Here is a 15,883-nt window from a genome sequence, read left to right as displayed (position 1 = left end):
TCTCGCTTTCCGCTCCACAAGGAGACGTTGCATGAGGTTGGTGGGGGACGACCCGTTCGCCGCGTTCGGACTGCCCGGCACACCCGGCACCGACGCGTTCTGGGCGGCCGCGCGGACACCCTCGTCGATACCCGACGGCGACGGCTGGACCACCCTCTTCCTCTGGCGTGGGTCCGGTGCGGCGACCATCGACTTCGAGAGCTGGTCCGAGCCGGTTCCGTTGGGCCGGTTCGGTGACACGGACTGCTGGTACGCCGAGGTGCGCATGCCCGCGCGGCTGCGCGTGACGTACCGGCTCCGCGTGGGCGAGGAGGCGTACGCGGATCCGTTCAACCCGGTCGGGGCCGGTGGCGACCGGTCCATCGCCGCGACGCCGGACGCGCCGGCCCAGCCGCACTGGCCCGCCGTCGGCACGGACGGTGTGCTGCCCCTCCCCCGTACCCGGATCCGCTGGGCCAGTGAACGGCTGGGCGGGCGGCGGACCGTGCGTGTGCATCCTGCGGGTGGGGGCGGGCCGGTGGTCCTGCTGCTGGACGGGGACGACTGGCTGTATCTCCACCCGGCCATGACCGCGTTCGACTCGGCGGTCGCCAGTGGGGAGATGCCGCCGGTCACGCTCGTCTTCCTGCCGGCCAGGGACAGGGAGGCGGAGTTCGCGTGCCGGCCCGAGCTGTGGGAGGCGGTCCGGGACGAACTGCTGCCGCTGGTGGCGGAGTCCGGGGTTCCTGCCGACCTCGACCGGTTGGTGGTCGCCGGGCAGAGCCTGGGCGGCCTGAGCGCGCTGTACGCGGCGTTGGAGTTTCCGGAGCTGGTGACCCGCGTCGCCTGTCAGTCGGGGTCGTTCTGGTGGACACCCGACGCCCTGGGCCTGGCCGACCCCTTGGGCGGCCCGGTCGGCGGCACCATCGCCACGCGCCTGCGGGAGCGCCCGGACCTGTCCGGTCTGCGGGTCGCGTTCGACGTGGGGGAACACGAGACGCGGATGCTGCCCCACTGCGAACTGACCGAGACCCTGGCGGAACGGGCCGGCGCCACCGTACGGGTCTCCCGGTCGCCGTCGGGCCACGACCGGGCGGGCTGGCGTCACGCCCTGCTCAGGGATGTCGCCTGGGCGCTCGCTTGAGGCGTGCGGACCGGCGGGCAGTAGGCCGGGGCCGGCAGTCCGGGCAGTACGGCCCGCTGCCCCACGGTCCGCGTCACCCCCGCTGCGGCGGGATCAACGCTGACGCGGGGGCCAGTTCCCGGCCGCCGTCCCGGTCGTCGGGGAGCGCCGCGTCGTGCCCCGGCGTGTCGTCCCGTATCAGGTTCTCGCGGATGAGGACGGCCGCGGTGGCGCCGCCGCTCTCCGAGGGGCGCAGTTCGACTCTCAGGCCCTGCCGGGCGGCGATGCGGTTGACCACGAAGAGGCCGATCTGCTTGGCGTCGAGCAGGTCGATGTTCTCGGACTGGATCTTGCGGTTGGCCTCGGCCATCGCCTCCTCGTTCATGCCGAAGCCGCTGTCCTCGATCTCGATGAGGAGGCCGTCCCGCAGCCGGGCGGCCCGCAGCCGGACCTGGGTACTGGGCGGTGAGAACGAGGCCGCGTTCTCGACGAGTTCGGCGAGCAGGTGGATGACGTCGGCGACGGAGCCGCCGTTGACGGAGACATGCGGTACGGGCCAGAGCTGGACCCGGTCCGGCTGCTCTATCTCCGCGACGGCGGCCCGCAGGACGTCCGCCAGCGGGATGGGGTCGCGCCAGCCGCGTCCGGGTGCGATGCCGGACAGGATGAGCAGGCTCTCGGAGTGGCGGCGCATCCGGGTGGCGAGGTAGTCGACCTGGTACAGCTCCTGCACCTCGGCCGGGTCGCGCGGGCGCTGCTCCAGCTGGTGGAGCAGGTCGAGCTGGCGGTGCAGCAGCACCTGGCCGCGGCGGGCGATGCTGACGTACACCCCGGAGATGCCGCTGCGCAGTTCGGCGCGCTCGGAGGCGGCCTTGAGCGCGGCCCGCTGCACGGCGGTGAGTGCGGTGCCCACCTGGGCGAGTTCGTCGCCGACGAGGCGGCGCATCGGGGCCTCGGCGTCGATGTCCACGCCGTGCCCGGCGTGCAGTCTGCGCATGGCCTGCGGCAACCGGCGCCCGGCGACCTCCAGGGCGGAGTTGCGCAGGTCGAGCAGTTCGACGATGAGTCCGCGGCCGACGCCCACGGACACCAGCAGCGACAGCAGCACACCCACCAGACCGAGGATGACGGCGATGCCCGAGGCGCCCAGCGTGTCCCAGCCGAACGGGTTCGCCTTGGCCGTGGCGCCCGTGCCGGCGTCCGACTGGGCCTCGGCCAGGTCCTTCAGCACGGCGTCGGCACCCGTGTCCCAGTCCTTCAGGAAACCGGCGGAGACGACCCGGGCGCCGGGTCCGGCGCTGCGCACCCGATCCTCGCCCGCCGCGAGCCCGTCGTAACTCTGGCCGGTCAGCACCTCGTTGTACACGGCCCGGTGCGCCGGCTTCAGGTCGGCGACCGCGGGCTTCAGCAGCTCCCGCTGGGTGGCGACGGCCCCGACGAACAGCGTGTACTGCTCCGTGGTGAGCTTTCCCGCCCCGCTCCCCGCGGCGAGGAGGGACTGTTCCTGGGCCACCGCCTCGCGGGCGCGGGCGAGTTCCAGGACGACCCGAGCCTCTGACGCGGCGTGAGTGCCGTTCTCCCCGGTGAGCGCGCCGGTGACGGCGAAGGCGTCCTCGATGATGGTCGAGTACCCCGTGAAGGCCTTCTGAGCGGCGCCCTTCGCGTCGGTCTTCGCGCGCAGCGCCGTGAGTCCGTGCGCGTCGGCTTCCAGGCGGTCGATGCGGGCGGGCAGGCCCGCGTCGAGCAGCTCGGCGTCCGCGGCGGCGGCGTCGGCGCCCTGACGGAAGGCGGCGGCCTCGTCGGTGGCCTTCCGGGCCTCCTCGACCCTGCCGGGACCGGCCGAGTCCGGCGCGGCTGCGTGGCGGGTGACGGCGGTCCGCTCGGCCTGCAACGCGGTGACGAACTCGTCGAGGGGGGCGAGGAGTTCGGTGTTGACGTCCTTGACCCGCTCGGTGTCGCCGATGCTGGAGGCCGTCGTCACCGCTGCGAAGCCCCACAGGGCCATGAGGGCGCTCCGTACGCGATGCGCATGGCCGAAAAGCGTTCAGGAAGGGGTTACGGACACCCGGGTCGGCCGCGACGGCCGACCGCCCCAGCGGGTCACCGGGCCACCGCCAGGCAGTAGTCCTCGTCCGTGGCCAGGAGGTTGCGATGGGTGTCCTCGGCGGTGATGACGCCGTCATCCAGGACGAGGACCCGGTCGGCGGCGTCCAGGAGGGCTGGGCTGCTGGTGAGGACGATGGTGGTGCGGCCCCGGCGCAGCTTCGCCACAGTGCGGGCGATGAGCTGTTCCGTGACCGCGTCGACGGCCGTCGTCGGGTCGTGCAGGACGAGGACGTCGCTGTCGGCGGCCAGGGCGCGGGCCAGGGAGAGCCGTTGGCGCTGTCCCCCGGAGAGGTTGGCGCCACGGTCGCGGACGGCGTAGTCGAGGCCTTCGCGGTGCAGGGCGACGACGTCGGTCAGCATGGACGCCTCGACGGCCTCGGGGACCATGCGGCTGGTGCCCGACGGGTCGATGTTCGAGCGGAGCGTCCCCGCGAAGATCTCCCCGTCGTACGGGTTCACCAGCACGTGCTCGCGGACCGCCTCGACCGAGAGGCCCGCGAGGTCCCGGCCGCCGACCCGTACCGTTCCCTCGTACGCGCCGGGCGGGACGTTCACGGCCAGGATCGACGCGAGGTCGGCCGCCGCGCGCGGCTGGTAGGCGGCGATCGCCACGAACTCTCCGGCCGACACCTGGAACTTCAGCTTGCGCAGGGTTCCGTACTGGACACAGTCGAGCTCCACGTCCCCGTTCTCAGCAGGGCGTTCGGATCCCGGCGTCATCACCGGTGGCGCGGTCAGCACCAGCGCCATGCGCTCGGCCGAGGCGCGCGCCATCATCACGTACTTCGGCATCTCCGAGAACAGCTTCAGCGGTTCCATGATGAACTGCGCCAGGCCGACGGCCATGACCAGTTCGCCGATGCTGATCCGGCCGTCGAACGCCAGCCGGCCGGCCAGCAGTGTCACGGCGCCGGCGAGCACCGCGTTGAGGGCCAGCGCGGTGCCCGCGTACGCGCCGTTCACCTTGGCGACGGTGATCGCCTGGACCTTCGCCTGCGTGCTGACCTTCCGGTAGGACCGGAACGCCGCGTGGTTGCCGCCGAAGCCGTGCAGCGGGCGCAGGCCGGTGATGAGGTCGGCGACCTTCGCGCCCGCCCGCGCCACCCGGGCCTGCTGTTCCTGGGTGCTGGTGCCGATCCGCTTGGACAGCACGCTCAGGCAGGACAGGATGGCGACGGTTCCCACGATCACCAGCAGGCCGAGCCGGAGGTCGGCCAGGCCGAGCGCGAGAGCCGCGACCACCACCGCGACCAGCGAGCTGATCAGCAGCGGCACGACCTCGATGATGTCGGCGGTCTGGTCGGCGTCCTCGGTGGCGATGGTCAGCACCTCGCCGGACTTGAGGTCGACGTCCCTGGCGACCGGCTGGAGCCCGCAGGCGGCGACCTTCACGCGCCAGCGGTGTGCCTCCGTCGTGTTGGCCTTCTGCAGGATGCGCATCCCGAACCGCCAGGACAGCGACACGGTCGTGATGATCACGGCCAGCACGGCGATCGAGAGGCCGAGCGCGCCGAGGCTGCGGTCCCGCATCGTGTGCTCGACGATCAGGCCGAGCGCGATGGGGAAGGCCGTCTCGCCCGCCTGGTACAGGCCCATGAGGAGGGTGCCGCCGGCCATGGCGCCGACGTTGCGGCGCAGGGCGGTGCGGAGGATGTCGGACCCCGAGCGGGGCCGCTGCGTGTCAGGAGTTGTCATCGAGGTGGCGGGCAATCGCTTCCGGGGTGCGCAGGGTGAACAGATCGCGGATCGTGATCACGGGACCGTACTCGCGGCGGAGCAGCCCGATCAGCCGCACCGCCAGCATGGAGTGTCCTCCGAGGGACACGAAGTCGCTCACCGCGCTCACCTCGTCGTCGTCCAGGTCCAGTGCCTCGGCGAAGTACTCGCACACCACGGTCTCGGTCTCGGTCGCGGGTCCCCGCTCCCCCGCCGTGGTCAGCGCGCCCAGCGGCTTGGCCTCCGGCAGCGCCTTGGTGTCAGCCTTCCCGTTCACCGTCAGCGGGATGCTGTCGACCTGGGCGTAGTGGGTGGGGCGCAGGAAGTCCGGCAGTGCGGCGCCGACTTCGGCGGCGACCGTGGCCGGCTCCGCGCCTTGCAGGACCAGATAGGCGGCCAGGCGGTACGCGCCGTCGACCTGCGGGTCGGGCTGGGCGACCGCGGCGGCGAACCGCACCGCCGGGTGCGCGGCGAACGCGGCCTCCACCTCGCCGAGTTCGACGCGGTGCCCGCGGATCTTGACCTGCTGGTCGGTGCGGCCCAGGTACATCAGGTTGCCGTCGGGCCGGCGGACCACCAGGTCCCCGGTGCGGTACATGCGCTCGCCCGGTTCCCCGAACGGGCAGGCGACGAAGCGGTGCGCGGTCTGGGCGGGCTGCCCGAGGTAGCCGCGGGCGATGCCGATGCCCGCCACGTACAGCTCACCGGGGACACCGTCCGGCAGCGGCCGCAGCCACGGGTCCAGGACGTAGACGTCGGTGTTGTCGATCGCCACGCCCACCACGGGGTCCGCGCACTCGAAGGTGCCGACGCCGAGGGTGTTGATGGTGTACTCGGTGGGTCCGTACAGGTTGTAGCCGACCGTTCCCTCGGTCTCGGCGAGCCGCTGCCACAGCGTCGGGGTGACGGCCTCACCGCCGAGCAGCACCAGCGGCGGCCGGCGTTCCGGGTCGTCGAGCAGGCCCTCGGCCACGAGCTGCTGAGCGTAGGTCGGGGTCACGTTGACGACGTCGATCCCGTGCTCCAGGCAGTACGCGACCAGCCGGGGCGCGTCGCGGCGCAACTCCTCGTCGCAGACGTGCACTTCATGCCCGTCGGCGAGCCACAGCAGCTCCTCCCAGGACATGTCGAACGCGAACGACACGGTGTGCGCGATCCGGAAGACGCGGTGGCCGTGCTCCGCCAGCACCGGCTCGAAGATCCGGCGCTGATGGTTGATCAGCATGTTGGTGAGTCCCGCGTACTCGGTCACCACGCCCTTGGGCTTGCCGGTCGAGCCGGAGGTGTAGATCGTGTACGCGGGGTGCCGCAGGCGGTCCGGGTCGTCCGGTGCGAACGTCCGATACGGCTCGGCCTCGGGCAGCGGGCGGTCCAGTTCGATCAGGTCGGCGTTCAGCGAGGCCAGCCGGGGCGACACGCCGCTCACGGTGAGGATCACCTCCGGGCGGGCGTCCTCGACGATCGCGGCGATCCGCTCGTCCGGATGGTCCAGCTCCAGCGGCACATACGCGGCGCCGACCCGCAGCACGGCGAACAGCGCCACGATCGAGTCGAGGGAGCGCGGGATCGCGAGACCCACGTTCGTCTCGGATCCTATGCCCCGCCGGGCGAGCACACCCGCCACCGCGCGGCTGCGGTCACGGAGTTCGGCGAAGGTCATCCTCGAACCGTGGGAGACGAGCGCGATCCGCTCCGGTGCGCGGTCCGCCGCCTGGTCGAACCGGTCGACGACGGTGTCCGTGCCGACGTCCGTACGCTCGCCCCGCGAGGGCTCCGGCCCCAGGCCCCGCAGCGCGCCCACCGGGCCGGTCGACCGGGCCAGGTCCTGAAGCACGCGCAGGTAGTCGTCGAGGAGACGACGGGCGCCCGCGGTGTCCGCGTCGCGGTACTCCAGCTTGACGGTGAGCCGGTCGCCGGGCGTGACGACCCAGGTGAACGGATAGTGCGTGGAGTCGTCGGCCTGCACCGAGGTGATGCCGTGCCGGGTGTTCATCTCGGCGAAGGCGTCCCTGTCCAGGAAGTTCTGGAGCACGAACAGGTTGTCGAACAGGGTGTCGTGCCCGCTGGCCCGCTGGATCTCGCCGAGCCCCAGGTGCTCGTGCTCCATCGCCTCGACCCTGGCCGTCTGCACGGCCGAGAGGTAGTCGCGGACCGTGTCGTCCGGCCGCGGCCGCGTCCACATCGGCACGGTGTTGAGCAGCACGCCGACGATGTCGGACAGCCCCTCGCCCTCGCGGCCGGAGACCGTCACGCCGAACACGGCGTCACTGCGGCCCGTGTGGGCGCCCAGGAGCAGGCCGAAGGCTCCGGTCAGCACGGAGTTCAGCGTGACGCCGTGCGTCCTGGCCGCCTCCCGCAACAGGTCGGACTGCTCGGCCGACAGCGTGTGCACGAGCGCGCGCGGCAGGTCGTCCGAGAAGGCCGGCGCCGGTCCGGCGAGCAGCGTGGGGCCGGGGAGGCCGGCCAGGTGCTCCGCCCAGAAGCGTTCCGAGACGGCGGAGTCCCTGGCGTCGACAGCCCGGGCGTAGTCCTCGAAGCCCGGCGTGGCCGGAACCGCGTCGAGCGGCTCCCCCGCGACGACCGCCTGGTAGGCGTCGAACAGGTCCCGCAGCACGATCTCGCGGGACCAGCCGTCCCACAGCAGCAGGTGGTAACTGAGGAGCAGGCCGTCGCGGTCGTCGGGCAGCCGCACCACGGTCAGCCGGATCAACGGTGGCTCACCCGGGTCGAACCCGGTGTCGCGGTCCCGGGCCCGCAGGGCGTCGACCTCGGCGTCCGTCGCCAGCTCGATCGTGCGGACGTCGACCCGCCGGCCGGCCTTGAGGACCTGGACGGGGCTGCCGTCGGAGTCGGTCGTGAACCCGGCGCCCACGACCGGGTGCCGGGTGATCACGTACGCCATCGCCTCGGCCAGCGCGCCCGTGTCCAGGCGCCGGTCGAACGTGAACCAGCTCTGCGCCACGTAGTGCCCGGCCGAGCCCGCCATCTGGGCCTGGAAGAACAGGCCTCGCTGGAGCGGGGTGACCGGTGCGGTGCGCTCCGCTGTCGTGGCGGCGTCCGCGATGCGCCGGAGGGCGCGGTGCCAGTGCTCGGTGATCTCGTCGGGGATGCCCTCGGCGAGGGTGAACTCCGCGTGCAGGCTGCGGGTGGTCCCGTCGAGCCAGGCGTTGACCTCGACGGCGTACGGGCTGCCCTGGTCGCCGCCGGTGAGGTGCACCGCCTGGGACTCGCTGCCTCGGCCGAGGTAGTTGAACAGCACTCGCGGGTGGGCGGTGTTGAGCAGCGGGGCTGTCTGCGGGTTGAGATACCTGAGCTGTCCGTAGGCGACGTGGGCGCGCTCGTCCGGCTGGCGTTCGGCGACCTCGCGCGCGGCTGCGACGGGGTCGGTGTGTGCGGTGAGGCGTACAGGTGCGATCGCGGTGAACCAGCCGACCGTACGGGTGTAGTCGTGGTGTTCCAGCACCGGGACCCGGCCGTGCCGCTCCAGGTCGATCGCGAGGTCGGTGGGCGAGGGCTGGATGTGGGTCAGCGCGGTGCGCAGGGCGCCGCACAGCAGCTCGGTGAGGCCGACGCCGAGTGCGGCGGGGGCGGTACGGGTCAGGCGGTCGGTCGGCTCGGGCGGGAGGACGACCGTGGTCTCCCGCAGCCCTTCGACGGCGGGGAGCAGCGGGGGCGCCTGGAGCGTGGTGAGCCAGTGCCCGAGGTCGTCGATCGCGTGGGCGGACCGGAGGGCCAGTGCTTCGGCGTACTCGGCGTACGACGTGGTCGGTGCGGCCAGGGCTGCCCCGCGCAGGGCGGCGGCCAGGTCGTCCAGCAGGATCAGCCAGGACACCGCGTCGACGGCGAGGTGGTGCACGGTGACGACCAGGGTCCGGGTCGCCTCCAGCCACGAGAAGGCGACGACTTCCCCCGACTCGGGGTCGAGCCGTCCGGCGGCCTGGTTCGCGGCGGTCGTCGGGTCGGTGGGCTCCAGTACGACGGTGACTTGGCGGGCTGGTTCGGTGCGGAGGGTCCACACTCCGTGTTCAGTGTGGAGGCGCAGGCGCAGGGTGGGGTGTGCGGCGACTACGGCGTTGGCGGCTCGTTCGATGTCGGCGAAGGAGCAGCTCTCGGGGACCGCCAGTGTCCTGGCCTGGGCGAACCGGGTGAGTGAGCCGCCGAGTTCGCGTTGCCGCAGGATGATCGGCGTGGGGGCGAGCGGGCCGTCCTCGCGATGGGTGGGGGCGGCGGACTGTGGTGTGCGCGTCGGCAGGTGTGCGGCGAGTGCGCGGGGGGTCTTGTGCAGGAACACGTCCCGGGGGGACAGGGGCAGGCCGAGTGTCCTGGCCTTGTTCACGACCGTGATGGCGATGATGCTGTCGCCTCCGGCGTGGAAGAAGTCGGTGTCGGCGTCCACGGCGGTGCCGGGCAGCGTCTGGGTGAAGATTTCGACGAGCGTGGCAAGCGTTGAGTCTTCGCCTGCGGATGCGTCGTGGCTGGTCGCGCCCCGCGGCGGAGCCGCAAATTGATACAGCCCCGCGCCCCTGAAAAGGGTCCGCTTCTCCAAAGCCTTTCGATCCAGCTTGCCGTTGACCGTCAGCGGCAGGGCGTCGATCGTGAGCACCCGGCCCGGGACCATGTGAACGGGCAACTTCTCGGACAGCTGGGCAGCGAAATCCCCCGGCACCCCGCCCACCACGTGCGCCACAAGGTGATCCCCGCTGTCCGCCACGGTCACGGCCACGTCGGTCACGCCGTCGAGTTCGCGGATCGCGGTCTCGACCTCGCCCAGTTCGATACGGAAGCCCTTGAGCTGGACCTGGTCGTCGGCGCGGCCGACGAACTCCAGGTCGCCGTCCAGGGTGCGGCGGGCCAGGTCGCCCGTGTGGTACATGCGGGAGCCGTCGCCCGCGAAGGGGTCCGCCACGAACCGGCCCGCGGTGAGCCCGGGCCTGCCCAGGTAGCCGAGCGAGACCTGGTCGCCGGCGACGTAGATGGCGCCCACCCGGCCCGGCGGCACCGGGCGGAGCCGGTCGTCGAGGAGGTGGGTGACCAGGCCGGGCAGGGGGCCGCCGATCGGGCTGGCGTCGTCGCCGGGGACGAAGTCCTCCTCGGTCAGCACGCGGTGGGTGACGTGGACGGTGGTCTCGGTGATGCCGTACATGTTGACCAGCTCGGGCGAGCCGGTGCCGTGCCGTTCGACCCAGCCGCGCAGCCGCCCGAGATCCAGCGCCTCCCCGCCGAAGATGATGCGGCGCAGGGCGGGCAGGGGCTCGGCGGCGTGCCGGTCGGCCTCGATGAACTGGTAGAAGGCGGACGGCGTCTGGTTGAGCACGGTCACCCCGCGCTCGCGCACCAGCCGGTGGAAGTCCACCGGGGAGCGGGTCAGCCCGTACTCCGGCACCAGCAGCTCACCGCCGTACGCCAGCGCTCCCCAGAGCTCCCAGACCGCGAAGTCGAAGGAGAACGAGTGGAACTGGACCCAGACGTCGTGCGGGCCGAAGTCCATGTCGGGCTGGGTGTGGGCGAGCAGCGTCACCACGCTGGAGTGCGGGACGATGACGCCCTTGGGCCGGCCGGTCGACCCGGAGGTGTAGATCACGTAGGCGGGGTCGTGCCAACCGGCCCCGTGGCCCGGCTCGGTCGTGGCTTGCGGAAGGTCGTCGCCCTGGACGAGTACCCGGGACTGAACGCCCGTACGGGCCAGGAGTTCCGTGAAGCGGTCGCGCTGCTCCCGGTCCACGAGGACGACCTGCGGAGCCGCGTCGGCGAGGATGTACTCCAGCCGTTCGTCCGGGTAGGCGAGGTCCAGCGGTACGTATGCGCCGCCCGCGGTGACGATGGCGACCAGGGCGACGACCTGCTCGACGGACCGCGGGACGGCGACGGCGACCCGTCCGCCGGGGCCGACACCGGCCGCGCGCAGAGCCGAGGCCAACTCGTTCTTGGCCTGCGCCAGTTCGCCGTAGGTCAGGGACCGGGTGCCGCCGTCGAGGCCGCACTGGGTGACGGCGGTGGCGGCCGGGTCGCGTCGCGCGGCGGCGTCGAACAGGCCGCCGAGAGTGGTCGGGGCGATGCGCGCGGGGCGCCGGCCGTCCTCGGAGGCCACGTCGTCGACCAGGGCGTCCGGTCGGGTGAGCAGGGCGGTGAGGGTCGAGGTGAACGTACGCAGGATCGCCTGGGCGGTCGTCTCCCGCAGCAGTTCGCCGTCGTAGATCAGGTTGAAGCGCGGGCGACCGTCGAGTGCGCGTTCCACGACCAGGGTCAACGGGTAGTGGGGTGCGCCCTCGTTGACGAGGTCGGTGACGACCAGGGTGTCGCCGGGCCGGCGCAGCGCGTCCACGTCGGTCGCGACGTCGAACACCACCAGGGTGTCGAACAGGGAGCCGGCGTCGGCCTGGCGGCCGATCCTGGCCAGGGAGACGTGCTGGTGCGGCAGGACCGCGCCCTGGTGTTCCCGCACCGAGGCGAGGAGGTCGCGTGCGGTGGTGGTGGCGGTCCAACGGGCGCGGACGGGGATCGTGTTGATGAACAGGCCCACCATGTCCTCGATGCCGGGCACCTGCGCGTCGCGGCCGGACACCGTGGAGCCGAACACCACGTCCCTGCCGTGCAGGATGCCGCCCAATGTCACCGCCCAGGCGCTGTGCACGGCCACGCTCAGCGGCACGCCGGCCGACCGTGCGGCCGCGTCGATGTCGTGCTCCGGGCGCACGGCGGTGTCGGCGAACCGGTCGGACGGGGTGTGCCCCTCGGCGACGATCGACGGGCCGGGCAGCTCCGCGAGTTGCTCGCGCCACACCCGGTCGCTCTCGTCGGCGTCGCGTCCGGCGAGCCGGCGCACGTAGTCGGAGAAGCGGCCGGTCGGGTACACGGTCCCGGGCGCGTGGTACTCGGCGAGCAGGGCACGGAGCATCGGTGGCACCGACCAGCCGTCGGCGATGATGTGGTGCACGGTCTGTACGAGGACGTTCCGGCCGGGACCCGAGCGGATGAGGGTGTACCGCATCAGCGGACCCGTCGCCAGGTCGAATCCGGCGCGGCGGTCCCGCTCGGCCAGGTCGCGCAGCTGGGCGTCGGTGATGCCGGGGCGGTCCACGGTGGTGAAGGGCGCCTCGACGCCGCTCTCCAGTACGGAGACCACGCGGCCGTCGGCGAGGGCCACGAAGCGCGCGGCCAGGTTGGGGTAGAGCGTGAGCAGCCGGGTGGCCGCGGCGGCGAGCCGGTCGGCGTCCACCTCGCCGTCCAGGGTGAGCAGTTGCTGTTCGACGTAGGTGCCGGCCGAGTCGTCGTCGAAGACGGAGTGGAAGTACAGGCCCTCCTGCAGCGGTGTCAGCGGCAGGATGTCCCGCAGCGCCGGGCCGTCCAGGGCGTCGACGTCGGCCTGGGTCAGCGGCACGAGGGGGAAGTCGCTGGGCGAGTGGCCGCCGTGCGGGTCGAGTGCGGCCAGCCCGGCCAGGGCGTCCCGGAAGTATCCGCCGATGGTCGCGATGTCCTCGTCGGTGAACATCCCCTCGGGCCAGGAGATGGTGGTGACCAGGTCGTACTCGCCGGTCGGGGCGGGTTCGGCGATCGCGTTGAACTCCAGGGCGCGAGGCAGGCGCATGCGGGGATCGCGCTTCTCACCCAACTGGTCGGTGGTCTGCGCGAGTTGCCAGTCACCGGGCTCGCCGGCGGCGAAGCGGCCCAGGTAGTTGAAGAGCACCTGCGGTGCGGGCGCGTCGAACTCGGTGTCGGTCAGGTACCGCAGGGCGCCGTAGGAGACGCCGTTGTCCGGGACCCGGGCGAGGTCTTCCTTGACCGCCTTGAGGGCGGCGGTCAGGTACGCGGGTGCGGTGAAGTCGGCCGCCGTGCCGGGGTCGACGGTGACAGGGAAGAGGGTGGTGAACCAGCCCACGGTTCGGGACAGTTCGGGCTCGAAGCCGGCGGAGGCCGCCACGAACTGCCCTTCGCGGCCGTGACCTTCCAGTTCGATGTGCGCGAAGGTCTGGTCCTGTCCCAGGTCGCGGCGCCACCGGGCGAGCGCGACGGCGAGCCCGGTCAGCAGGACGTCGTTGACGCCCGCGTGGAACTTCGCGGGGGTCTCGCCCAGCAGCGCGGCCGTGATGTCCGGGCCGGCCGAGACGGTCCGCAGCCGCTCCGTGGCGACGGTGTCGGCTTCGGACAGCGCGCGCCTGCCCACCGGGTGGTCCTCTCCGGGCAGGGGGCGCCAGTAGTAGGAGCTGTCCGCGTCGAACGCCGCGCGCTCCAGCAGCTGCGTCCAGCGCCGGAAGGACGTGCCGACCGGGGGCAGCTCGACCGGGGTGCCGGAGGTGAACTGCCGCCAGGCGGTGGCCAGGTCGTCCATCAGGATCCGCCAGGACACGCCGTCGATCACCACGTGATGGGCGACCAGGACCAGCTGCCCCGCCGCGCGGCGCCAGACGGCGCGCAGCATCACGCCGTTGTCGGGGTCCAGGGCGTCGGTGGCGAGTGCGACGCACGCGTCGAGCGGCCGGTCGCTCTCCTGCCATCCGGCGACGGCGCGGTCCGGCTCCGGGATGTCGAAGCTCCAGCGGTCTGCGCGCACCAGCCTGGCGCGCAGCATGCCGTGCCGGCGGACCAGGGCGGTGAGGATCTCGTCGAGCGCGTCGGCGGTCAGGTCCGGCGGGGTGTTCAGGACGACGGACTGTACGAAGCCGTCGATGGCGTCGGTGGTCTCGCCGAGCCACTGCACGATGGGCGATCCCACGACGGGCCCGGTCGCGACATCGCGGTGGTCGACCGTGGAGACGTCCTCCCGGCTCGCGACCGCGGCCAGGGCTCCCACGGTGCTGTGGGTGAAGATCTGCCGTGCCGTGACGTAGAGGCCCGCGTCGCGCAGCGCGGTCAGCAGCGAGATGGCCAGGATGCTGTCGCCGCCGAGCTGGAAGAAGTCCTGGTCGACGCCGACCTCTTCGAGCCGCAGCACGGCCGCGACCGCCGCGCAGACCGCGCGTTCGTTGTCGGTGGTGGGCCGTACGAGCGTGCCCGTGCCGATCACGGGCTCCGGCAGGGCGTTGCGGTCGAGCTTGCCGTTGGCGGTGAGCGGGAACTCCGTGAGCACGACGATGTGGGCGGGCACCATGTACTCGACCATGTGCTCGGCGGCCCACGCCTTGACCTCGTCCGCCCGCAGGTCCTCGCTGCCCGCGGCCGGGATGACGTAGCCCACCAGGTAGGTGCCGCCCGCCGCGTTCTTCCGGGCGACGACGCAGGTGTGCCGTACGCCGGGGTGCTCGGCGAGGCCGGCCTCGACGTCCTCGATCTCCAGCCGCATACCGCGGATCTTGATCTGGTTGTCGGCACGGCCGAGGAAGTCCAGGGAGCCGTCCGGGGCGTATCGGGCGAGGTCACCGGTGCGGTACAGGCGGGAGCCGTCGTTCGCGAAGGGGTTGGCGACGAACCGGGAGGCCGTCAGACCGGGCGCGCCCACGTAGCCGCGCCCCAGGAGGAACCCGCCCACGTACAGTTCACCGCCGACCCCGACGGGGACCGGGCGCAGCTCCTCGTCCAGGACGTACAGCTGGGTGTTGGGGTTGGCCTTGCCGATGGACGTCGACAGGCGCTCCGCCTCGCCCCGGTAGATGACGTGGGAGACGCCGATGGTCGTCTCGGCCGGGCCGTAGCCGTGGTACATGGGGATGTCGAGCTTGGTGCGGAACCGCTCGTACAGCTCCGGGGTCAGCACCTCGCCGCCGCACCACACGTGCCTGAGGCTGTCGAGCCGGCCGGAGTCGCCGGCGATCTCCAGCAGCACGTCCAGCATGGAGGACACGAGGTAGGTGAAGGTGACGCGCTGCTCGGCGATGACGCTCAGCAGGTGGTGCGGGTCGCGTTCGCCGCCGGGGCGCAGCACCACCAGCCGGGCGCCGGACACCAGCGGCAGGAATATCTCGTTGATGGAGATGTCGAAGGACAACGGCGCCTTGAACAGCGAGGCGTCGTCGTGGCCGAAGCCGAGGATCTCGTTCACCTGCCACAGCAGGCGCTCGCTGATCGCCTCGTGCCGGATCATGGCGCCCTTGGGCCGTCCGGTCGAGCCGGACGTGAAGATCACATACGCGAGGGAGTCGCCGTGGACGGTGACGCCGGTCCCCTCGGTGGGGTGGGAACCGTGGCGCCAGTCGTCGAGGTCGACGGCCACGGCCGGCGGTTCGGCCGGGTCGTGCTCGCCCGAGTCGTTGAGCTGCACGACGACCCGGGCGTCCTCGATGACGACGGCCCGGCGCGCGGCGGGCCACTGCGGATCGAGCGGCACGAACGCGCACCCCGCCCGCAGCGCGGCGAGCAGCCCGACGACCATCTCGGCGGAGCGGCCCAGTGAGATGCCGACGACCTGTTCGTGGCCGAGGCCGCGCTCGATCAGGTGGTGGGCCAACTGGCTGGAGAGCTCGGCTGTCTGACGGTAGGTCAGTGACCGGCGCTCGTCCACGATGGCCACGGCGTCCGGCCTGGTCCGCGCCTGCTCGTGGAACATCTCGACGATGGTGGGGCGGATGCGGTCGGCCTCGGTGTCGTTCCACCGGGCCAGGAGTTCGAGTCTGGCCGCCACGCTGGAGGGGCCGATGGTGCCGAGGGGCCGGTCCGGGAAGTCGGCCAGGTCGTCCAGTGCGAGCTGCGCGTCGGCCGGTGCGATGCCGTCGGGCACGGTGATGCTCCGGCCGTCCGCGCCGACCTTCCAGTCGCCGGGCCCGGCCCCGCCGTTGTCGACCCAGCCGAGGACGTCGGCGAACAGGGTGCCGGGGGTGAGGTCGATGCCGTCGGGGCTCTCGCCCGTCGTCCAGTACGACAGCCCGATGGCGCACGCTTCGGTGATGGTCCTGTCGGAGTGGTCGCCGGTCCGCCGGCGTACGTCGGCCAGGCGTGCGGGAGAAAGCCGTACGAGACGAGCGCTCGGTTCCATCATCGAAGACTCAGCACCCTTTCAAGGAAACCAAAGTGAGCCCAACCTGACTCGGG

The 15,883-nt window shown here is 72.3% G+C and carries 4 protein-coding genes; 1 reads left to right on the top strand and 3 read right to left on the bottom strand.

The annotated features are described in order from the left end of the window. The first annotated feature begins 31 nt into the window (after window positions 1-31). Window positions 32-1,123 carry an alpha/beta hydrolase-fold protein gene (locus QF034_RS35970; RefSeq protein ID WP_307178842.1) on the top strand — a complete coding sequence of 364 codons (1,092 nt, stop codon included), beginning with the start codon at window positions 32-34 and terminating at the stop codon, window positions 1,121-1,123. A gap of 73 nt (window positions 1,124-1,196) precedes the next feature. Here the strand turns inward: QF034_RS35970 and QF034_RS35965 are convergent, their stop codons facing one another. The 3 genes from QF034_RS35965 to QF034_RS35955 form a co-directional block, all read right to left on the bottom strand. Further along, window positions 1,197-3,107 (bottom strand): sensor histidine kinase, encoded by a 1,911-nt coding sequence (locus tag QF034_RS35965; protein WP_307178841.1) that lies wholly within the window; start codon window positions 3,105-3,107, stop codon window positions 1,197-1,199. Between the two features lie 95 nt (window positions 3,108-3,202). Further along, window positions 3,203-4,903 (bottom strand): ABC transporter ATP-binding protein, encoded by a 1,701-nt coding sequence (locus tag QF034_RS35960; RefSeq protein WP_307178840.1) that lies wholly within the window; start codon window positions 4,901-4,903, stop codon window positions 3,203-3,205. Next, entirely contained in the window at window positions 4,890-15,830 is a 10,941-nt protein-coding gene (locus QF034_RS35955) for a non-ribosomal peptide synthetase (protein ID WP_307178839.1), read from the bottom strand. Before QF034_RS35955 ends, QF034_RS35960 begins: the two co-directional genes overlap by 14 nt. Window positions 15,831-15,883: the final 53 nt, after the last annotated feature.

It is taken from the genome of Streptomyces africanus, assembly GCF_030816955.1.
GTDB classification, from domain to species: Bacteria; Actinomycetota; Actinomycetes; order Streptomycetales; family Streptomycetaceae; genus Streptomyces; species Streptomyces africanus.
Note: the sequence above shows the minus strand (reverse complement) of the source record. Positions and strands in the feature narration are given on the sequence as shown.

Bases quoted from the DNA above. Each gene is read 5' to 3' on its own strand.
- QF034_RS35970 (WP_307178842.1), top strand. From the start codon at position 32: ATGAGGTTGGTGGGGGACGACCCGTTCGCCGCGTTCGGACTGCCCGGC.
- QF034_RS35965 (WP_307178841.1), bottom strand. From the start codon at position 3,107: ATGGCCCTGTGGGGCTTCGCAGCGGTGACGACGGCCTCCAGCATCGGC.
- QF034_RS35960 (WP_307178840.1), bottom strand. From the start codon at position 4,903: ATGACAACTCCTGACACGCAGCGGCCCCGCTCGGGGTCCGACATCCTC.
- QF034_RS35955 (WP_307178839.1), bottom strand. From the start codon at position 15,830: ATGATGGAACCGAGCGCTCGTCTCGTACGGCTTTCTCCCGCACGCCTG.